The sequence below is a fragment of the Ornithinibacter aureus genome (assembly GCF_009858245.1).
Lineage (GTDB): Bacteria > Actinomycetota > Actinomycetes > Actinomycetales > Dermatophilaceae > Fodinibacter > Fodinibacter aureus.
On the sequence record NZ_VMSB01000001.1, the window covers coordinates 990504 to 1010083 of the forward strand.

The 19580-nt window shown below is 66.5% G+C and carries 19 protein-coding genes; 9 read left to right on the forward strand and 10 right to left on the reverse strand.

Annotated features, from left to right (window positions below; translation table 11 throughout):
• Position 1: 1 nt before the first annotated feature.
• From C8E84_RS04760 to C8E84_RS04770, 3 genes are read right to left on the reverse strand one after another with little or no spacing between them, the layout of a single operon-like run.
• On the reverse strand, positions 2 to 3016 hold the full coding sequence (locus tag C8E84_RS04760) for a type I restriction endonuclease subunit R (protein ID WP_159899937.1): 3015 nt from the start codon (positions 3014 to 3016) through the stop codon (positions 2 to 4).
• Positions 3006 to 3617 carry a restriction endonuclease subunit S gene (locus C8E84_RS04765; protein ID WP_159899939.1) on the reverse strand — a complete coding sequence of 204 codons (612 nt, stop codon included), beginning with the start codon at positions 3615 to 3617 and terminating at the stop codon, positions 3006 to 3008. The genes C8E84_RS04760 and C8E84_RS04765 overlap by 11 nt, the downstream gene beginning before the upstream one ends.
• A complete protein-coding gene (locus C8E84_RS04770; protein WP_159899940.1) occupies positions 3610 to 3891 on the reverse strand; it encodes a hypothetical protein in 282 nt (93 codons plus the stop codon). Before C8E84_RS04770 ends, C8E84_RS04765 begins: the two co-directional genes overlap by 8 nt.
• 126 nt (positions 3892 to 4017) lie before the next feature.
• On the opposite strand from C8E84_RS04770, the gene C8E84_RS18430 reads away from it, so the two are divergent.
• On the forward strand, positions 4018 to 4380 hold the full coding sequence (locus C8E84_RS18430; protein WP_211675401.1) for a hypothetical protein: 363 nt from the start codon (positions 4018 to 4020) through the stop codon (positions 4378 to 4380).
• Positions 4377 to 5378 (forward strand): IS3 family transposase, encoded by a 1002-nt coding sequence (locus C8E84_RS04780; RefSeq protein WP_159899942.1) that lies wholly within the window; start codon positions 4377 to 4379, stop codon positions 5376 to 5378. Before C8E84_RS18430 ends, C8E84_RS04780 begins: the two co-directional genes overlap by 4 nt.
• A gap of 11 nt (positions 5379 to 5389) precedes the next feature.
• On the opposite strand, the gene C8E84_RS04785 is transcribed toward C8E84_RS04780, so the two are convergent.
• Positions 5390 to 6238, reverse strand: a complete 849-nt coding sequence (locus C8E84_RS04785) for an HsdM family class I SAM-dependent methyltransferase (RefSeq protein WP_159899944.1) — start codon at positions 6236 to 6238, stop codon at positions 5390 to 5392.
• A gap of 141 nt (positions 6239 to 6379) precedes the next feature.
• Here C8E84_RS04785 and C8E84_RS04790 point away from each other — a divergent pair, with 141 nt between their 5' ends.
• Positions 6380 to 7951, forward strand: coding sequence for an IS1634 family transposase (locus tag C8E84_RS04790; RefSeq protein WP_159899946.1), 1572 nt, complete (start codon positions 6380 to 6382; stop codon positions 7949 to 7951).
• On the opposite strand, the gene C8E84_RS04795 is transcribed toward C8E84_RS04790, so the two are convergent.
• From C8E84_RS04795 to C8E84_RS04805, 3 genes are all read right to left on the reverse strand, one after another.
• Entirely contained in the window at positions 7899 to 8348 is a 450-nt protein-coding gene (locus tag C8E84_RS04795) for a type I restriction-modification system subunit M N-terminal domain-containing protein (RefSeq protein ID WP_211675403.1), read from the reverse strand. The two genes, C8E84_RS04790 and C8E84_RS04795, sit on opposite strands and share 53 nt — an antisense overlap.
• Positions 8349 to 8409: 61 nt before the next feature.
• Positions 8410 to 8892, reverse strand: a complete 483-nt coding sequence (locus C8E84_RS04800; protein ID WP_159899948.1) for a hypothetical protein — start codon at positions 8890 to 8892, stop codon at positions 8410 to 8412.
• 133 nt (positions 8893 to 9025) lie between these two features.
• Positions 9026 to 9349 (reverse strand): helix-turn-helix domain-containing protein, encoded by a 324-nt coding sequence (locus C8E84_RS04805; protein WP_159899950.1) that lies wholly within the window; start codon positions 9347 to 9349, stop codon positions 9026 to 9028.
• A 173-nt stretch (positions 9350 to 9522) separates the two neighbouring features.
• On the opposite strand from C8E84_RS04805, the gene C8E84_RS04810 reads away from it, so the two are divergent.
• The 6 genes from C8E84_RS04810 (at position 9523) to erm (ending at position 15829) form a co-directional block, all read left to right on the forward strand.
• Positions 9523 to 10140: a hypothetical protein gene (locus tag C8E84_RS04810; protein WP_159899952.1), complete on the forward strand. Its 618-nt coding sequence runs from the start codon at positions 9523 to 9525 to the stop codon at positions 10138 to 10140.
• Entirely contained in the window at positions 10137 to 11750 is a 1614-nt protein-coding gene (locus C8E84_RS04815; RefSeq protein ID WP_159899954.1) for a DDE-type integrase/transposase/recombinase, read from the forward strand. Before C8E84_RS04810 ends, C8E84_RS04815 begins: the two co-directional genes overlap by 4 nt.
• Before the next feature lie 28 nt (positions 11751 to 11778).
• Positions 11779 to 12528 (forward strand): AAA family ATPase, encoded by a 750-nt coding sequence (locus tag C8E84_RS04820; RefSeq protein ID WP_159899956.1) that lies wholly within the window; start codon positions 11779 to 11781, stop codon positions 12526 to 12528.
• The gene (locus C8E84_RS04825; protein WP_159899958.1) at positions 12525 to 13718 is read left to right on the forward strand and encodes a hypothetical protein; all 1194 of its coding nucleotides are present in this window, start codon (positions 12525 to 12527) and stop codon (positions 13716 to 13718) included. Before C8E84_RS04820 ends, C8E84_RS04825 begins: the two co-directional genes overlap by 4 nt.
• Positions 13718 to 14431 (forward strand): hypothetical protein, encoded by a 714-nt coding sequence (locus C8E84_RS04830; protein WP_159899960.1) that lies wholly within the window; start codon positions 13718 to 13720, stop codon positions 14429 to 14431. Before C8E84_RS04825 ends, C8E84_RS04830 begins: the two co-directional genes overlap by 1 nt.
• A gap of 579 nt (positions 14432 to 15010) precedes the next feature.
• The gene (erm, locus tag C8E84_RS04835) at positions 15011 to 15829 is read left to right on the forward strand and encodes a 23S ribosomal RNA methyltransferase Erm (protein WP_048700196.1); all 819 of its coding nucleotides are present in this window, start codon (positions 15011 to 15013) and stop codon (positions 15827 to 15829) included.
• A gap of 78 nt (positions 15830 to 15907) precedes the next feature.
• On the opposite strand, the gene C8E84_RS04840 is transcribed toward erm, so the two are convergent.
• From C8E84_RS04840 to C8E84_RS04850, 3 genes are all read right to left on the reverse strand, one after another.
• Positions 15908 to 17035, reverse strand: coding sequence for a hypothetical protein (locus C8E84_RS04840; RefSeq protein WP_159899962.1), 1128 nt, complete (start codon positions 17033 to 17035; stop codon positions 15908 to 15910).
• Positions 17036 to 18143: 1108 nt separating this feature from the next.
• On the reverse strand, positions 18144 to 18467 hold the full coding sequence (locus C8E84_RS04845; RefSeq protein WP_048700200.1) for a helix-turn-helix domain-containing protein: 324 nt from the start codon (positions 18465 to 18467) through the stop codon (positions 18144 to 18146).
• Entirely contained in the window at positions 18445 to 19551 is a 1107-nt protein-coding gene (locus tag C8E84_RS04850) for a tyrosine-type recombinase/integrase (RefSeq protein ID WP_226963962.1), read from the reverse strand. The genes C8E84_RS04845 and C8E84_RS04850 overlap by 23 nt, the downstream gene beginning before the upstream one ends.
• Positions 19552 to 19580 lie beyond the last annotated feature (29 nt).

The window sequence follows — 19580 nt, forward strand, 5'->3', positions numbered from 1 at the left end:
CTTAGTAGTTCTCTCTCACGTACGCGTACGCGTGGTCGAACAGGTCGCCGGTGAGTGGGAGTCCGTACTTGGACAGCACGGAGCGGAGTTCCTTTCGGACGGTCCGGTCCCCCGACTGGTTCTCCGCCCAACCGGAGTAGGAAACCTGCTTCACGATCGTGTCAATGTCCCGCACCACGTCGTCCACGACGACGGGCGTGCCTGCGGGCTTGTACTCGTTCACGATCTGGGTGAGCGCACCAATGTTCGGGTCAAGCAGATGCGCCGCCTGGTCGAGCTTGCCTTCGTCTTCGAGGCGTTCGGCTTTCACGGCGGTCTTGGCAACTTCGAGGGCCTTCTTCAGGAACTCGATGCTGTCCGTTGCGGACTGGATCGCCTGCTGGCGCAGCTTCTCGATCTGCTCGGCGAGGGTGGCGTACACGGCGTGCCCGCCGGTCGCGTCCAGTCGTTTCTTGATGCGAGCGTCGATCGTGTCGAGCACTTCATCCAGCGTGATCGGTGCTTTCGCGTAGTCCCGGTCCGGGTCCAAGTCCAGTTCGCCTTGCTCCGCGAGTTTGCGGAGCGCGTCGATGCTGTCCGGGTCAACGATGACCTCTTCGAGGCCGGTGCCGGTCACGGCCACGTCGGTGATGTGCCCGTGAACGAGGGCGAGGGTTTTCGCGCCCAACCGGTGCCACAGGAGCGCGTCGGACACCTTCGACGGGCGGGACGCTTCGTACACCTGGGCGAGCCACTTGTAGTCGTCCTCGACGGGTTTCAGGTCGTCGTGGGGCCACAGGAACTCCCAGAGGGTTTGCACGGCCGTGAACTCGCGGGCGTACGCGTCCCGTTCCTCCGTGGTCTTCACCCGTTCGAGTGCGGCGGACAGGGCTTCGTAGGAATGGTCGGTCCGGTCGATCCCGTCGAACCGCGCCAAACACTGGTCGAGTTTCGTTTGGAACTCGGCGGCGAGGGCGTCCACGTCCACGGGTCGTTTCCCGCCCGCTTCCGGGTCAGCGGCCTTCAACGCCTGCGCGATCTGGTTGCCCACGCCGATGTAGTCCACGATCAGGCCGTTGCGTTTCTCCTGGCCCGTGACCGGGTTCGTGTAGCGGCGGTTCGTGCGCGTGATCGCTTGGAACAGCGTGTGACGACGCAACGGCTTGTCCAGATACATGACCTGTTCGATCGGGGCGTCGAACCCGGTGAGCAGTTTCGCGGTCACGATCAGCAGCGTCGGTCCCGTGTCCGGCTTGTTGAACCGGGCCTTGATGTCGGCTTCCTGTTGGCGGGTGAGCTCGTACTTCGCCCAGTCGGTCGGGTCGTCCTTCCCGCCTGCGGTCATCACCACCGCGGTCGTGTACGACAGGTCGCGTTCGCTGATGAGCCGGTTCAGTTCCTTCTCGTACGCGACGACCAGTTCACGGTCGTAGGCGACGACTTGGCCTTTCATGCCGAGCGGGGCGATCTTCGCCGTGTAGTGGTCGAGAATGTCCTCGCACACGGCGGTCACCCGGTCAGGGTTCAGCAGCAGCGTTTTCACGTGCGCGGCCTTCCCCGCGAGCACGTCTCGTTCCTCGTCGGTGAGGTTCTCCTCGTCAGCGAACTCGTTGAACGCCTCGTCCAACGCGCCCTTGTCCAAATGCCAGTTCACCAGCCGGGTTTCCACATGCACGGGCACGGATGCACCGTCCACGATGGACCGCTCCATGCTGTACGAGTTCAGCACGTAACCCGGATCGGACTCGTCACCGAACAGCTTGAACGTGTTGCGGTCCTTGTCCGAGATCGGGGTTCCAGTCAGGCCGAAGAACCGGGCGTTCGGGAGCGCGGCCCGCATCAGGTCACCGAGCTGGCCCTCTTGGGTGCGGTGCGCCTCGTCCACCATCACGATGATGTTGTCCCGGTCGTTGAGGACCCCTACGTCCTCGAACCGGAAGATCGTGGTGACGACGATGCCGCGCTTGTCGTCCTTCAACGCTTGCGACAGCTCCGCTTTCGTGCCCGCAACCGTCAACCGGGGCAGGCCCACGGTTCGGAACTGGCGTTCCACCTGTTCCACCAGATCGAGACGGTCCAACACCACCAGAATCGTTGGCCCACCCACAGCGTCGTCGTTCAACAGCATCAACGCCGCGAACCCCATCAGGAGCGTCTTACCCGTGCCCTGGTAGTGCCAGATGAGGCCCTTCGTGCCCCCGTCAAGGACACGCTTGTGGATCGCTTCCGCGGCCTCCACTTGCGGGTACCTGGGGATGAGCTTCCGCTTCCCACCGTCAGGGTTCGCCTCAAACAGCGTGAAGTCCCGCAGAACCGACAGCACCCGCGCTGGGGTGAGCAGCAGCTCCACGGACCTTTTCACGCGCGGTGTCCCGTCCAAGTAGTACGGGTCCTGCGTGGAACCCCACATGAGCCAATGCTCACCGGGCTGCCCGGCAGCTCCGTAGTGGAACTCCTTACCGTCCGTTGCCGCAACGAGAACGTTCGGTGTGAAGAACGTCGGCCCTTCCACCGCGTACACGTTCGCGATGTCCCGCGCCCCGTTCAACCACGACACCGACGAGTTCACCGCCGTTTTCGTCTCAATCACGACCAACGGAATGCCGTTCACCCACAACACCACGTCATAGCGACGTTCCTTACCGGGCGGGCCAAACGTCACCTCATCGGAGACAACAAAGTCGTTCTCGCCCAGGTTGTCGAAGTCGATGAGCCGCAACGGCACATAGTCGTCCGTGCCCACGTACTTGACCGTGTGATCGCCGCGAAGCAGCGTCGTCATCGCCTCATTCGCGGGCACCAGCCCATCCGTCGCCCCCGCAAGCACGCGAGCGCGAATCTCCGGCAGCACCTCATCCACCCGCTCAGGGAACCCGTGCAGACGGTCGTTCAGGACTTCCAGCGCCTCAATGAGCGTGTCCTCCACAAGCACGTCCGTGCGCTCACGCGCGAGCTTGTCCCCCGGCACGTACTCCCAACCGAGTTCGACCAGGCGCTTGACCAGCCACTTCTGAACAGTGCTGGCTTCAGAGAACACGGCCACTAGCGTCTCCGTTCACGTTCAGAGTGCGGTTGAGAACATCCCTGATTGTCCGTGACTTCACACACGTCAACGACGCCGCTTCTGCATAGAGTGCGTCTCGGAGTTGATCCATCTGGTCGATTGCCGCCACAAGCGCCCTCTGCACATCCATCGGCGGTATGGACACCACAATCGCCCGAAGGGTAGTGCCGTTGAGTGTCTTACCCTTCACGGCTTCGCCGGCTGCTCTGGTGAGGTCTTGGGATCCGAGGAAGTGAGCAAGGTAGCGCACGTCGACTCTTGGGTCGTGTACGTCGATCCCGACAATCGCCTCGTTTGGGAAAACATCAACCGCAGCGAAGCCAACTTTCCCGATACTGAGTTTGAAGCTCATCATCAGTGTTCCAGCCGGAAACCGCTTGGCCTTGCCCGCCTGCTCCGCGTGTTCGGTAACCCCTTCGCGAGTCGGCCGGACGCTCATGGGCCCCATGTCCGCGATCGTGCAGAACGGCCGCTCAAGGTCGGTTGTCCACCACTGCGCCTCACCCCGTGGTGGTGTCCGTCCGATTGTCAGGTTCGCAATAGATCCCAGCGTCGCCGTCTCCCACTCACTCACCGAAAACCCCTGCCAACCCAAGCGCGTCCAGTGACTCGTTCACGGACTTCTCCAGTTCAACTCGTGCCGCTCTTGCCACCGTGTAATCACCGATCGCCTCGTCCAAAGTGCCTGCCTCTTCCGAGGCCGAAGCCAGATAGAGGTTGATGCTCAGATTGAAGTTGTTGGCTTCGATCTCGGACACATCCACTCGCCTCACCGTCAGGCGAGTGCCGGGAGCGGCATCGCCGGAAGTGAACGTCGAGTGGATCTCGTCCACGTCCTCATCAGACATGTGATTCCCCTGTGCGTCAGGCTGAGGTGAGACACGACGACTGAGTTCCTTCCCTTGCACGGGGTGAGAAGCGAGTAGTAGCTGATGACGATGACTTTGGCCGATGGGGCCGTTGATGATGGGGTCATGGGACCTCGAGGTGACCGGCCCAAGCGGCGGGTGTTCACGGCGGAGTACAAGGCGCGGATCCTGGCCGAGTACGACGCGGCCGAGCACGGTGGGCGGGGTGCGGTCCTGCGCCGGGAAGGGCTGTACTCCTCGCACATCGTGGAGTGGCGTCGAGCGGCTGACGCCGGTGCCCGGGCTGGTTTGGGCCCGGTCTCGCGGGACCGCCGCGACCGGGAGATTGAGGAGCTCACGGCCCGGGCCGAGCGGGCCGAGGCCGAGCTGGTGCGCACGAGGGCGGCGCTGGACCTGGTGGGAAAAGCACACGCGCTCTTGGAGACGCTCTCCGAGGGCGCGGAGCCGACCAAGCGGTCGCGGCGGTGATCAACCCGCTCGTGGACGTGCTGGCGGTGCACACCGGCGTCAAGACGGCGTGCGCGCTGCTGGGCCGGGCGCGGGGTAGCCACTACCGGGCCAAAGCTCCTCGCCCGGTGAGGGATTCGGCGCCGCGCCCGGCCCCACCCAACGCGCTGACCGACGCCGAACGGGCGCAGGTGCTGACGGTGTTGACCAGCGACCGGTTCGCCGACAAGTCCGTGGCCCAGGCGTGGGCGACGCTGCTCGACGAAGGCACCTACCTGTGCTCGCGGTCCACGATGCACCGGATCCTGCGCGCGAACGACGCCGCGGGTGAGCGCCGCGCCCAGGCCACCCACCCGCCCCGGGTCAAACCGGAGCTGGTGGCGACCCGGCCCGGGCAGGTGTGGTCCTGGGACATCACCAAGCTGCGCGGGCCGCAGCGCGGGGTGTACTACGACCTGTACGTCGTGATCGACATCTTCTCCCGCTACGTCGTGGCGTGGACCGTCGCCGCCCGCGAAGACGCCGAGATCGCCAAGGCCATGCTCGAGGAGGCGATGGGTGTGCACGGGATCCCCGACGTGGTCCACGCGGACCGGGGTACCTCGATGACCTCCAAACCCGTCGCGCAGCTGCTCGTCGACCTGAGCGTGACCCGCTCGCACTCCCGCCCGCACGTGTCCAACGACAACCCCTACAGCGAGGCCGCGTTCAAGACGTTGAAGTACGCCCCGGCCTTCCCCGGCGAGTTCGGGTCCCTGGCCGACGCGAGAGCGTTCGGGGAGAGGTTCTTCGGCTACTACAACCACGAGCACCGCCACGCCGGGATCGGGCTGCACACCCCCGCCTCGGTCCACTACGGCACCGCCACACAGGTCCGCGCCCAGCGGCAGACCACCCTCGACGCCGCGTACGCGACCCACCCCGACCGCTTCGGCCGCCGCCGGCCGGCACCACCGAAACTGCCCACCGCCGCGTGGATCAACCAGCCCTCACAGGAGGCCCTCATACAAAGCGCCTGACCGCAGATGTCTCAAACGGCTTGACACCTTCCGTTCTGGTTCTTGCCCTTGACGAATCGCGACGACGCGTCAATGAAGAGCACTGTGCCCTGCTCATGCTCAGGCTTGCTGTCAGAAAAGAGAAGCAGGCACGCAACGATGCTGGTGCTGTAGAAGATGTTGCGGGGCAGCCCTACTACTGCAACCAGACGGTCCTGTTCGATCAGGCAGCGACGGATCCGTTGCTCAGCATCGGGACGAAACAAGGCCCCGTGGGGCATCACAACACCGACGCGCCCGCCCGTCCTCATGGAAGCCAGCATGTGCTGTATCCAGGCGAAGTCCCCGTTGCCAGATGGCGGAACGCCACAGAAGGCTCTCGGATCATTCGCCCATGTCTCATCGCCCCAGTCCTTCTGAATGAACGGCGGGTTGGCGATGACAACGTCAAACTGTCCGAGGCCCCCGTTCGTTTGCCTGAGCCCCGGTTGGCGGAGCGTGTCCCCGCGGACGATCTTGAAGTCCTCAATGTCGTGAAGAAAGAGGTTCATCCGCGCAATCGCGGACGTGGTCAGGTTGACCTCTTGGCCGTACAGGCGGAGCGTCCGGGTATCCCCACCGTCGTCGCGAACCGTGTTGATCGTTTCCACCAGCATGCCACCGGTGCCGCACGCGGGGTCGTACACGGATTCGCCAGGCCGAGGTTGCAGGAGACGAACCAGGAGTCGCACCACATGCCGAGGGGTGAAGAACTCTCCCGCCTTGACGCCTGATGAGTCTGCGAAGTTCTTGAGCAGGTACTCGTACGCTTGGCCGAGCATGTCGTGGGACACCTCGTCGGGGTTGAGCACGAGTCCGTCGAACGCTCCGATGAGGTTCACGAGTGCCGTTTCGGGGAGGCGGTCCTTGTTACCCGACTCGTGCCACTTGACGGATAGGGCGCGGCGCTAGCGGCAAAGGTGCTGGTCAGGGCCTCGGTCGTGGTCGGGATGACACACCCCGGGGTCGGTAGTGTCGGGCTCGTGGTGTTCGTGCGGAAGTCCCCGGGTCGCACTGGGAGCACCAAGGTTCAAATCGCGGAGCGTCGTGCCGGCCGGGATGTCGTCCTTGAGCACGTGGGCACGGCCCGCAGCGAGGGCGAGTTGGCGGTGCTGATGGCTGAGGCCCGTCGACGACTGCGGCCCGGGCAGGAAGCGTTCGACCTGGACGGGGTGGGCCTGGAGCAGGAAGGCCTGCCGCAGCGGCCCGGAGTGATCACGGGCAAGCGGTCCGTGGTGCTCTGGCAGGTCCTGTCGAGCGTGTACGCGCGGCTGGGGTTCGACGTGGTGGGCGACGAGGCGTTCAAGCAGCTGGTGCTCGCCCGTATCGTGGAGCCCACGAGCAAGGCCGACTCGCTGCGGGTGCTCGACGAGCTCGGGGTGGTGCACGGGTCGCTGCGCACGATGTTCCGCTCCCTGGCCCGCGCCCAGGAGCGCGGCTACCGCGACACGGTCGCGTCCGCGTGCTTCGCCCACGCCTCCACCAGCGGGGACGTCTCGCTGTGCCTGTACGACGTGACCACGTTGTACTTCGAGGCCGAACACGAGGACGAGCTGCGCAAGGTCGGCTACTCCAAGGAACGCCGCGTGGACCCGCAGATCATTGTCGGGCTGCTGGTGGACCGGGTCGGGTTCCCGTTGGAGATCGGCTGCTGGGAGGGCAACAAGGCTGAGACGACCACGATGCTCCCGATCATCCGCCAGTTCCAGGAGCGGCACAGCATCGAGGCCATGGTCGTGGTCGCTGATGCGGGGATGCTGTCCGCGGGCAACCTCAAGGACCTGCACGAGGCGGGGCTGCGGTTCATCGTCGGCTCCAGGGCCACCAAGGCCCCGGCTGACCTGGCCTCGCACTTTCGCTGGCACGGGGACGCGTTCACCGACGCTCAGGTCATCGACACCATCACCCCGCGGGTGGCCACCACCACCGCGCGCGGTGTCAACGACGAGAAGAAGCGTGCCGAGCCGGTGTGGGACCCGGCCGTGCACGAACGGTCGTGGCGGGCGGTGTGGGCGTACTCGGCCAAACGCGCCGCCAGGGACGCCAAGACGCTGACGTTGCAGGAGAACCGCGCCAAAGCGGTGATCGCCAGGGAGAAGGCTGCCCGCACCCCGCGGTTCGTGACCGTCAAGAACGGCTCACGCAGCCTGGACGAGACCTCGCTGGCGCGGGCGCGTCGCGTGGTCGGGCTCAAGGGGTACGTCACCAACATCCCCGCGACGGTGATGCCCGCCGGTGAAGTCATCGCCAGCTACCACGAGCTGTGGCACGTCGAAGCGTCGTTCCGGATGAGCAAGAGCGACCTGCGAGCCCGCCCGATCTTCCACCACACCCGCGACGCGATCGAGGCCCACCTCACCATCGTGTTCGCCGCGCTGGCCGTCGCCCGCTACCTGCAGGACACCACGGGGATGAGCATCAAGAAGATCGTCAACACCCTGCGACCGCTGCAACACGTCACCGTCCGCATCGCCGGCCACGAACACCTCGCCCACGACCCGCTCACCCCAACGGCAGAAACGATCCTCGACGCACTCGACCTCCGCGCTCAGTGACACACCCCGGTGGCACGAGTCGGGTGTTACCCCAAGCGGCGTCTCCGAAGATGCCTGCGAGGGTGTCCGGGTTGGCTTGTTGGAGTTTGCCGAGGGCGGTGTTGACCTTCGTGCCGAGGTTGTGCGTGGACTTGGTTACCTGCTCCCAGTGGGTGCCTTCGGGTACGACGAATCGGTGGAAGTCAGCTTCGACTTCCGGGTCCACCCCTGCCCCGTACTCAGCGATCGCTTGCTGGCGTTCCCATGTCCACGTGTCGCTGATCCACTTCCAGAACAGCATGGGGAACACGTACGTCTTGAAGTCGGCCGGGTCGACCGGGCCGCGCAACGCGTTCGCTGCTGCCCACAGGCGGGTTTCCAGCTCTGACAGGGTGATCGACATTCCGTTCCCACTCACTTTTCCGACACTATCTTCACCGGAACGTATCGGCTGGGACTGACAGGCGCGGACGGTCGAATCACGCCAACCGGTCGCCCTCCTGGCCGGTTCGTTTGGTTCGGGCTTGGTGGCGTTTGTCGGGCGGGTCGATGAGGTCCGGTAGAGGCGCGGTGAGCCCTCGCGTCATTTGGATCTGCCGGTTCGCGTCCACGATCGCTGCCATGCATTGGTTCAGGGCGTCCGCGAACGCCGCCCAGTGCTCGTCGGCGGCGCTCGTGTCATTTCGGACGAGCGCCTGGTCGAAGGCTTCGGCTGCGTTCATCGCGGCGTCGTTGTGGTCGTAGGCGTAAGCCAAGGCGGGGATGAGATCGTCGTGGGTGAGTCGCGCCCAAACGACGAGTTCTTGGACGCGTCGGGTCTGCCGGGCGCGGTAGTCCTGCCGTGCAGCCCGCCACGTTTCCTGCCGCCGCGTGTGATGGTCGGGGCAGTGGTCACGTCCCGGCATGGCCGGTCGGGCGCAGCCGGGGGTGACGCAATCGGAGGGGGCTGTTTCGCGCGACATGCTCCTTCGTACTGGGAGCCCGTGCGCCGATCAATGCGACTCGCCGACGCAGATGACGTCATCCGAAAACGGACGCTCGGTCACCGTGGTGGGCATGACGAACTACGCCCCTGCTTGTGCGGTTGCTGGCCGGTCAGTTGCCGCTTTCGTGGCTGGGCCACAGGGCGGTGTCGAGCGCGACTTCCAGGCGCGCGACGGCACGACTGTCGGGCCACCGGTTGCCGTGCTGGATCACTTGAACGGTCCCGATTCCGATGCCGGCCATTCGTGCGACGGCCCGTGCGGACAGGTTTCGTTCCTGCATGACGACGGCGAGCTGGTGCGCGAGGCGGCGGACCTTCTCGGCGGCGGGGTCGGAACTGGGTGTGTTCGGCCAGTCGGTCACTCCCTCGTTGGGGGTGCCGCGCAGCGGCAGGCTTCTGGCCCGTGCTGGGGTGCTGGGTGTCTGGTCGGTCACGGGGCTCACTTTACGGATGCGGGTGGACTGTGTGTCCCGTCCGCGCCGTGGAGGACTTGCGTCGACTGGGGTAGGGACGGGAGGGTGTCCTATATCTCGGACACTATGGAAGGTTTTCCTTGCCCCACACACAGTGGCGTCCCCGCACCAGTCAGGTGGACGGAGGCACGCTCGTGACCTCCCTCTACGACATCGGACCCATCGCCCTCGCACCCGCAGCCGACCCCTCGCCCACCGTGAACGACCGGCATATCGCCACCGCCCGCAGGCAGGGAACCCAAGCGCACGCCGCCATCGCCGCAATCGCCGGGCGCGTCCCCGGCACCGCCGACGATGACCTGCCCGACCTCATCCGCCGGGCCGTCGCCGAACAGGTCGTAGGCCGCGAGAACGGGCGTAGAGCCGTCGCACGCGTCCGCGTGTCCGGCCTCGTCCACCAGTACGTCCGCGTGTTCCTCCCCCGCACCGCCACTTTCGCGGGCGCGGAGGTTCACACCCCCGGCCACGGACGCGCTGACCTCGCGTGGGATCACCCGCACGCCGGCATCTTCTACGACGAGCTGAAGACCTACCGCTCCGCCGACACCGCCCACGACGCCGCTGCCCTGACCCAGCTCGCCCGGTACGTGACGGCGGGCACTACGCGGCACGGGCTCGCGTTCGCGGGGGTCCGCCTCCTCACGCTCGGGAACACGGCCGCGTCCCTACTCATGGCACCAGACGGTCGCGCCACGCCGCTATGGGACACACACCTGTCCCCGACCGCCCTCGCAGGAAGGCCCACGCCGTGACCGTCTCCTCCAGCGACCGCGCCGCGTCCGTCGCCCGGTTGCGCCGCCTCGCAGTCGACGGCCGCGTTTCCAACCAGCACGTCCGCGACACCGCGGCACGGCTCGGAGTAACCCCCCGCACCATCCGCCGCTGGCTCACGGCCGACCCCCACCACGCCCCGGAACAGACCGTCGTGGACATCGAAAGCACCACCGCGCCTGTAAGTGACGCCCCCAAGGCCCCGGGCACTCGGGCCAGGTTCGAGATCACGTCCGAGCACCTCCTCGCGTACGCGGACAGCCGCTCCGCCCGCGACGCGTACCGCCAGCTCACCCGACATGGGCAGGTCGACTGCTCGTACGCGACGTTCGCCCGCGCCCTCGCACGCGTCGACCCCGCACGCAGGTACGGCGCCCTCGAAGGGTTCCCCGGCATGGCCCGCAACTGGGTGTACCTGCGCACCACGTCGCCGCACCGCAACCACTCCCTCCACGTCGACCACACCCGCGCGGACGTGCGCGTCCTCCCCGACCACCGCGCCCGTAACGCGATCCGCCCGTACCTGACTGTGGCCGTGGACGCCGCCACGAGCCTCGTCCACGCGTTCTTGTGGAAGACCCCCGTGAACACCGACTTGGTCGCTGCCGCCCTCGCGGAGGTTGCGACCGAGCATGACTACCACGGTGTGACTCTCGGTGGCATCCCCGAACAGGTCGTCTTCGACAACGGCGCCGAGAACTACGCCGCAGTCACGCATACCTCAGCGGACATGCTCGGCTGGGTCGTCTCCCCTATTCCGCCCTACTCGTCCTGGCTGAACGGGAAGGCCGAACGCGCAATCCAGCTCGTGAACTCCCGCCTCACCGGGCGTGCACCCGGCGCACTGCACGTCGGCACCACCCAAGACGGGAAGCGGCGCGTCGTCGCGAACCTCCCGAAGGACACCGACCTGAACTCCGTGTGGACGTGGGGCGCACTCAACCTGGCCCTCACCGAGGTCGTCGACGAGATCAACACCCGCATCCCCGTCAAGGAGCTCGGCGGCCTCACCCGCCTTCAGGCATACGCGGCCGACCCGACCGAACAACGGTTCATCACCCCGGTCGAGCTCCGCGCCGCGATGATGCCGACCGCGAAGGACACGTACCGGGCCACGAAGAACGGCATCCACTTCGACAACGGCCAGTACGTGTCCGCGGACTTGCGTGTCGGCACCGACTACCGCGTCCGGCACATGGCCCGGTCCCGCGACTTCATCGAGGTGTTCGACACGTCCGGCGAGCACGTGGCCCGCGCGTGGAACGTAGACGTGCTGCCGAAGTCGGAACGTGACGCGATCCTCGCCAAGCGTGCCCGCGACTCGCAGGAGTTGAACCGTGTCAACGAGTCCCTGCGGATCGTGCGCGAGCAGCGCGCGCGCTCCGGCAACGCGATCGCCGCTGCCCACCACGCGGACGACACCCACGACGACGACGGCCCGGACGGAGCGACCACACCAGTCGTGCCCGAGCCCGTAGTCAAGCTCGACCGGCGCAAGCGCCGCACCGCACAGGACACGAAACAGCCCGTCCCGTCCCCTGTCCTGCCGCCCGAGTTGCTCGACAGGTATAGCAACGACCTGCCCGACTGACCCCACCCCTACTGAGAGGAACAGCCCCGTGACTGTCACCGACCGGACCCAGATCCCGTTCTCCGCGATCCTGCGCGACGATCCCGCAATCACGCCCTACTTCCGCGATGCGTACGCGAAGATCCGGTACGCGACGGACGAGAACGCGATTGTCGCGATCGACGGGCCGCCCGGCACGGGCAAGACGACCTGTGCGGTGTACGCCGCCGACCGGGTCGCCCGGCCAGCCGTGATCGTCACCATGTCCGACCGACCCGCCCCGCTGGATGTGCTCCGCCACTCCTACCAGGCGATCACCGGGGAACGGTGCGGGCGCCTCACCCGATACGACCTGGGCAACCTGCTCCGCGACGCCCTGCCCGAGTGGGGCGGACTCCTCGTCGTGGACGAGCTCCAGAACGCGCAGGTTTCCGCGATGAAGGAACTGGTGTGGCTGCACGAGACGACCCGTGGCGGGTTCGCGCTCGCGGCCGTCGGATCGAACGTCCTCGAAGCGGTCACCCGGTATCCGCAGCTCGAATCACGCGTCCTCACGTCAGCGACGTTCGCGCCCCTGGACGGGGACGACCTGCTCGGCGCCGTCGTGCGCCTCCACCCAGGGTTCGCGCTGGCCGACCCTGCCGACGTGTTTGTCCACGACCGGGTTGTGTGCCGGGGCCTGATCCGCACGTGGGCGCACACCGCGCGCGTCCTCGCCGACGACGACCCCGCCGTGCCCGTGACCGGGGACAGGTTCGCGTGGGCGCGCAGCGTCCTCATGGCAAGGCGGTCAGCGTGACGACCCGCCGCTACCTGTGGGCCGACCCCGCCGACCACTCCCGCGCGATCCGGGAAGCCGGAACCGTGGATGACGGCGTGGTCCTGTCGGTCGTCCGCCCGCACCGCCGCCCGTACACGTTCCACCGGGACGTGCTCGCAGCGATCGGCGCACGGCATGACGTGCGGGGCGCTAACGCCCGCTCCGGGGCAGGTCGCGAGCTCGCGCTCATTGAGTCGTGGCTGACCGGCTACCGGGTGGAGGCGGTCGTCCTCGCGCACGCGGACATGATCGGCGTGCCCAAGTGGATCGTCCCCATCGCGGAAGCGGTGGAGGCTGCGGGCGCGGATCTCGTCCTCGTGTCCGACGACTCCGCAGGCGGTCAGTTCGCGGACTGGTGCGCCGCGAACGGGATGCCGGTCGAGACGGGCCAGGACCCGTCACGCCTCACTGTCCGCGCGGCCTACCAGGAGCCGCCCGAGGAGCGTGCGGCCCGCCCGTTCCCAGTGCACGTGCCGCGGGCCGCGTTCTACGTGTGGCGAGCCCGCGCCCGCGACACACTCCCACCCGCGGACTTCGCGGTCGTGGACCGGTTGTACCGGGACGTGTTCGCGTCCGTGGCAGCCGACCCGCCCGGCGATGCCGATACCGCCACCCGTGTCATCGCTGGGCTGCTCGCGGACAAGACCGGCCCGGGCGAGTGCATGACCGTCGTTCGGGCCGTCCAGTCCGCTATGTTCACGTCCGGGTTCCTCCTGAGCCTGGTCACGAACGCGGCCCTCGCGGCCGTCCGCACCAACGATCACCGCCGCCTCAACCGGCACGAGATCAGGTCCCTGCGCGCATACGCCGAACCGTGGGTCGGGACCGCGGTCCTCCTCCACGACGCAGGCATGGAGTACGCCATGAACATGTCCAGGCTCAGGCTCCGAAACGTCACGCCGGACGGAACGCTCACCGGGAAGGGTCGGGACGCTTGGACGTTTCACGAAGACGCGGCCCCGTTCCTGCGCGCGCAACGGCACCTGCGCCTACTTGAAGGGGCCGGTCCCGACGACCCGATCCTGTCCCGCCCCGGCCGCGACGTCGCCGACGCCGTCCGGTGGGCACGGTCGGATCTGAACCTGTCCGGGAACGCCCGCGCCCACCAGCCCGACCAGTGGGTCAAGTCGTTGCGCCTCACGGTCACGCCCGTGGGAAGGAGCCGGTAATGCCCAAGCACGTCCCCGCGAACGGTGCCACCCTCGCGACCGCAGTTCGCGCGGCAGGCATGTCCGAACGTGAAGCGTGCCGCGCCGCGGGCCTGTCCACGTCCGCGTTCCGCCAGGTGATCGTCGCCGACGGCATCCACCCTTCCACCCCCATCGGGAACGTCCACGCGCTCATCACGACCGCCGGCATCACCTGGTCCGAACTCCTCGACCACGACCAGCCCTTACCCGACCTGCCTCCCACGCACCTGCCCGACGAAACCCGCCTGACGATCCTTGCCCGCATCCTCACTACAGCCAGGCACGGCACCCTCATCGAGCATCTGTGCATCGTGTTCGGGTACACCCTCGACCAACTCGAAGACGATCTCGCCACCCTTGCACCACGGTTCGCTGCACTCGGCCTCACGCTGGGGTATCCCAACAACAGCGCCGTCACCCTCTCCCGCGGCGCCGACCCCGACACCACCCAAGCCATAGACGCGCTCGCCCGCCTCGACGCCGCCGACCGGCCCATCACCCGCTCCGCTGCCAGCGTCCTCCACCGCGCCTACACAGGAACCCTCAGCGAACAGCGTGCTACCCGGCAGGACCGGATCGACATGGCCGCCCTCACCAACCGCGGCGCCCTCACCCCCGGACACGGCCCCGTCCTGTCCGCGGACGCGACCTACTCGCTCATGCTCGACGAGGACCCGACCGCTACGACGTAGACAGACAGGACACCCCCGACTCGGGGGACGCGATTGCCCCGGACCGAGTACGGCCCGGGGCAATCGGTCGTGCTGTTCTCATCCTCTTGTCACTCCCGTTCTCACGGGCCTCCCGTGACGCCTCCCACGCCTGTGACCTGCACAGACAGTGGTGACATCCGGTGCGACGCTGGTGACAAAACCGTGCGACGGTGGTGACACCAGCGTCTCATTACGGTGACATTCGGGTGAGAACTTGCATACTGGTAGGGGTGCACTATTCGGGGTGAGCACAGTTCTCCTTTCGCAGCCTGCGAGTTCTCGACCCTGGAATGACCGACGCGGCGTCCGCACCGCCGGGGGAATGCTCACAGGGAGGGCATCGTGTGAGCGCGGGCGGTACTTCAGATACTCGATGGGAACTTCCTGGTCCGTGCTCTAGGGTGGTGGGCATGTTGGTTCAGGGCACTGCCTCGCTGCGCCTGCGCAGCCGCTGACGGCGGCGAGCAGCACTTCTCTTCGTGACGCTCCCGCCCCCGGAGTCATGCCGGGCGGCCGCTATGCCATGCCCGGCTCCGCCACGAACAACGGAGCGAAGCAGTGCCCACCTACCGCCACGGCCGTCACGAGCACGGCCAGAACTACCTCACCGACCGCCAGACGATCCGACGCATCATCGACCTGGTCCGCGACACGTGCGGACCGATCTTGGAGATCGGACCAGGCGAGGGCGCGTTAACCCGCCCACTCCTGAGCCTTGGTAGACCCGTCCACGCCGTCGAGATCGACCCCCGTCTCGCCCGAAAGCTCAACCAAGAGCTTGGTCTCGCCACGATCACCGAGGGCGACTTCCTCAAGCACAGGATCCCTGACTATCCGCACGTGCTCGTCGGGAACCTCCCCTTCCACCAGACCACTGCCATCCTCCGCCACATCCTGCATGCACCCGGGTGGACCGACGCGGTGCTACTCGTCCAGTGGGAGGTTGCCCGACGACGGGCCGGCGTGGGTGGAGCCAGCATGATGACCGCTCAATGGTCACCATGGTTCGAGTTCACCCTTCACGGTCGCGTGCCGGCCCGAGCGTTCACCCCGGCTCCGGGAGTCGACGGAGGCCTGATGGCGATCCGGCGCTGCCCAGACCCGCCCATCCGCATGCGCGATCGTCGCCGCTTTCAGGCCCTTGTCCATCGGGTGTACACCGGTCCGGGACACGGATTGGCTCAGATTCTCGCTCGCAATACCGCCCTCGGAAGTCCGAAGGACGCCACGTCCTGGTTGCTCAAGCACAGACTCGCGGGATCCGACGTGCCCAAGTCGATGAGCACGATGGCATGGGTCGACCTGTTCCGCACGACGGGGACGTCTCCGCCACCGACACGCACCAATCGCGGTCAACGCAGCCGCCGGCGAGGTTGACGACCGACGGCGGGAGGCCTGGCGCCCGCGTGGATCCTGAGGTAAGCGCCTGGCGGTGTTCAACCCGACCAGCGTTCCTCACGCCGGATCCTGAGCTCGGCGCAGGACGACGTACTCAGTCCACTGGCGCTCGACCAGGGCAGCCCACTGGGAAGCGGTGGTGTGTGCCAGGCCGAGGTAATCCGCGAGTACGGGGACGGGCAGCTCCTTAGCGAGATGCGCGAGTGCGGCGTTCCTGGAAGGACGGACTCCGATTCCCAAGCACTGCTTCGTGCGTGCTGCCAGACTGCCGGGGTTGAGGTGTCGGCCGGGGTGTTGACGGGGGAAGAGCCAGCCGCTCATCGACTCTTCGGCCACTTTCCGCTGCTGCAGCACGAGATCCGCTAGAGAGTCAGGGAGGTGGATCGGCGTTCGCCCGACGATGAGTTCGACGCGGCCTTCATGTTCGACGACCTGTTCCACGCTCATCGTGGTCAAGGCGGTCGGCCCGAGGGCGAAAAGGAGAAGGAGGGCGCCAGCCACACGGATGTTTAACGGAAGTGAGGAGTCGACGATGCACCGGTGAAGCGTCTCCCAGCGCCGATCCGTGGGGAGGAACTCCGATGGCTGGCTATGTCGCCGCAGCGGTACCCGCAGCTCGTCCACCAAGCCTTGGCGATGGGCCCAGCTGATGAAGTCACGGATCTCCACGCGAGCCGGCGGTCCATTGGCGAGCCAACGGTCGAACCCCGACTGCGACAACTCTTGGAGCCCATGCCCTTCGGCTTCCAGCCACGACAGAAGGCGTAGGGCGAGGAGGAGACGTTCGCGTGCGTGATGACGAGTTGCCGGGCGGTGAGGGCGCCCCTTCGCCCGTCGCAGTACGTGCCACATCGCGTACCGTCGAACGATCGTCTGGTGCTGGGGCTGTACGGCGCCAAGTCGCTGGGTCAGCCACTCAAGGGTGTCGTCTAGTTCCGATGCACGACCTGGCAAGACTCCGGTGAACATGAGAAGTGCTCGAAGGAAGTTGGCGGCTGCGGTGTTGTTCTCGGCATCGAGCGCCTCGTGGCTCAGACCTTTGCCGTTGAGGAGTTCGCGAAGGATGGCCGCGGATCGGCTGCGCGTCCAGCCAATCGCGGTCATGGGGCGGTTCTCGATGTCGAAGTAGTCCAGCAGCGGTCTGAGGCTCTCAACCACATCACCGTCGCGTGAGATCACAGACATCAGTTCTTCCTGAGCGGTGCACCTCGGACATCGTCCACGAGAGTAGGGAGCAGCGAGGACACCGCAGGCGTGGCAGGTCCACGGGCGTCGTTGGCCCGCGCATGCACCGCAGATCCGGCGATCACCGCTGGCGATCCCGACCAGGGGTCTACTCTCGCCGCACTGAAAGCAAGGGTGAGGCTTGGTGCGGATCTGTTGGTAGCAGGCGCTGCACACAGGTCCGAGGGGAAGCTCGGCCCACACGGGCGAGGTACGACCGCACGCCCCGCAGGGTCGTTGCGGGCGACTGAGGACGTAGCAGGCGTAACAGAGATGCCCGCCATTGACCCGCCTGACTTTGGGCGACGTGCCCTTGCCACAGTCCCGGCAAGAGACCGGTCTCGGGTCCCAGCATCGGTCGCATAGTCGCTCCCCCCGTGGTCCCCGCCGGGGGACCTGCGCGTGCTCTCGACCGCAGTCAGAACACGCCTGCTTGTGGTGACGCTTGTAGCAGGCCCAGCACAAGGCACCACCGGCGACGTTGAGGCTCTTCACCGTGTGCGTGCGCCCGCAACTCAGGCAGACGAAGCTCTCCCGCGGTCGGCAGGTCTGGCACAGGGGCTCGCCACCTGGAGTTCGGGCTGCTACGGGGTTGACCCGGCCGCAGAGGGAGCATTCCTGGCGACGCGCCGGATCATGCCTGATGCACGCCGTGCAGACCAGGCCATCCGTGGAGTGGCGGCCGCCGACTGGCCTGATGCGGCCGCAACGCCCGCAGGGGACAAGCCGATTGGCGAGATAGCAGGTGCCGCAGACTCGGTCGCCGTTGGCGCCCCAGCGGTTGAGAACCACTTGACGCCCGCAACCCGAGCACTTGGCTGGGACGACGAGCCCTGGGTGTGTCTCGGCAAGGGCCTTGAGAAGGCGCAGGCGACTTGCAGGGCCGTCCGATCGTCCTGACACCAGAGCATCGGGGTGGCTGTCCAAGTAGCTGAGCAACTTGGCTTGGACCTTGGGGTACAGGTTGAGCCCACCGAGAATCTCGGCAACAGAGTCCCGGACGTCGGGGTTGTCCAGCAACCGACAGATCGCCTCGACCAGCCGTGGATCAGTCGGCCAGGAGAGCACGTCATAGACCCTTGGGCCGCCGGATTGTCGTGCGTCGAACGGGAGGTTGCTCACGAGCTGCCGTCGTGCCGGTCTTGGCAACCTCCCGATTCACCACCGACACGCTGATGAGGTCTCCCGGCCCACACCCGAGGATGTCGCACAGCGCTGCGAGGGTGTCCATGGACAGCCGCTGCGGCGGCTGGGTCACCAGCCGGTAGACCTGCTCCCGTGATAGATGAATGCCTCGCTCCTCGAGGAGTGGAAGCAGGTCGCTCGTTTGGAACATGCCATGCGTTGCCATGAGCTGGCGCAAGTGCCAGTCATAGCCCATCTTGCGGATCATGAGTGATCTCCCATCGGTGTCGGTCCCGGTCGATGACGCGCTGAAGCAGCCGATGCCGGTAATCGTCTGAGACGCCGGCGTAGACCGCTGTGGTGGAGGCGTATTGGTGGCCTACCTGGTCCTGAACGAAGCGTTCCGGGTAGTCGAACTCGATCAGGTGGGTCACGTAGGAGTGGCGGAGCGAGTGCAAGTCCAGTTCTCCGGGCAGGCCCGCTTCCTCGCGGGCGTCGTTGAACGCTCGGTTGATCGACCTCAGAGAGAGACGTCCAGCTCGCTCGGAGAGGAACAGCGCAGGGTGGCCCGTCGGCCCGAACATCGGTCTCAGTTCATCGATCCACTGCCGCACCGAGGCAACGACCCAGTCCATCTCCGGCACCAGCAATACGGATCGACGCTTCGGAGGACCGCCACGCGAACTCTTGCCCCATCTCACGAACAGACAGCCCGCCTTGCCGTACTCGGGCACCTTGGGGTTGCCGTGGAGATCGGCGAGGTCAAGGCCCCAGAGCTCGCGGCGTCGAAGCCCAAAGGCATACACCACCTTGAGGACGATGGCGTCACGCTGCGCGGCGATCGCGCCTTTCCGGCCTCGGCAACGAATGCTCTCCACGAGACCGTCAGCGGCGTCGAATAGTGCCTGAACCTCGTCGTAGGTGAGTGGGCGGCGTCCGGGGTCGCCTTCGTAAGGCGTGGTGTGGTGGTAGCTGTTCCACTCGGTGACGACCTGGGTCGGGGCAGACCCGAACTCGTCCTTGCATCGGCTTACCCACTCGTAGTCCGCGCTCGTGACGTACTCCAGGAAGATTCGCAAGGCTGCTTGGTAGCCGCGGATCGTCGTCGGTCGAGCCCCGACCAGGCTGGTGACGAAGGCTTCGAACTCGGTTGCTGTCCACTGCCATGGGTACTGGTTGGTGTACTCCGCGAAGCGCCTCACGACAGCCAGCCGGCCCTCGATCGTCGAGGCCTTCAACTGCCGCGACCTCTGTTGAGCGGCCCACCCTTCCTGCATCGCGTCGAAGACGATGCGCTCGGGATCCACAGAAGGGGCAACCCCGGGGAATCGTCCCGCAACAACGTTCGTCACTGTTGCATTATATGCATCATTGATGCGGA

Bases quoted from the DNA above. Each gene is read 5' to 3' on its own strand.
- C8E84_RS04770 (WP_159899940.1), bottom strand. From the start codon at position 3,891: ATGTCTGATGAGGACGTGGACGAGATCCACTCGACGTTCACTTCCGGC.
- C8E84_RS18430 (WP_211675401.1), top strand. From the start codon at position 4,018: ATGGGACCTCGAGGTGACCGGCCCAAGCGGCGGGTGTTCACGGCGGAG.
- C8E84_RS04800 (WP_159899948.1), bottom strand. From the start codon at position 8,892: ATGTCGCGCGAAACAGCCCCCTCCGATTGCGTCACCCCCGGCTGCGCC.
- C8E84_RS04830 (WP_159899960.1), top strand. From the start codon at position 13,718: ATGCCCAAGCACGTCCCCGCGAACGGTGCCACCCTCGCGACCGCAGTT.
- C8E84_RS04840 (WP_159899962.1), bottom strand. From the start codon at position 17,035: ATGTCTGTGATCTCACGCGACGGTGATGTGGTTGAGAGCCTCAGACCG.
- C8E84_RS04845 (WP_048700200.1), bottom strand. From the start codon at position 18,467: ATGATCCGCAAGATGGGCTATGACTGGCACTTGCGCCAGCTCATGGCA.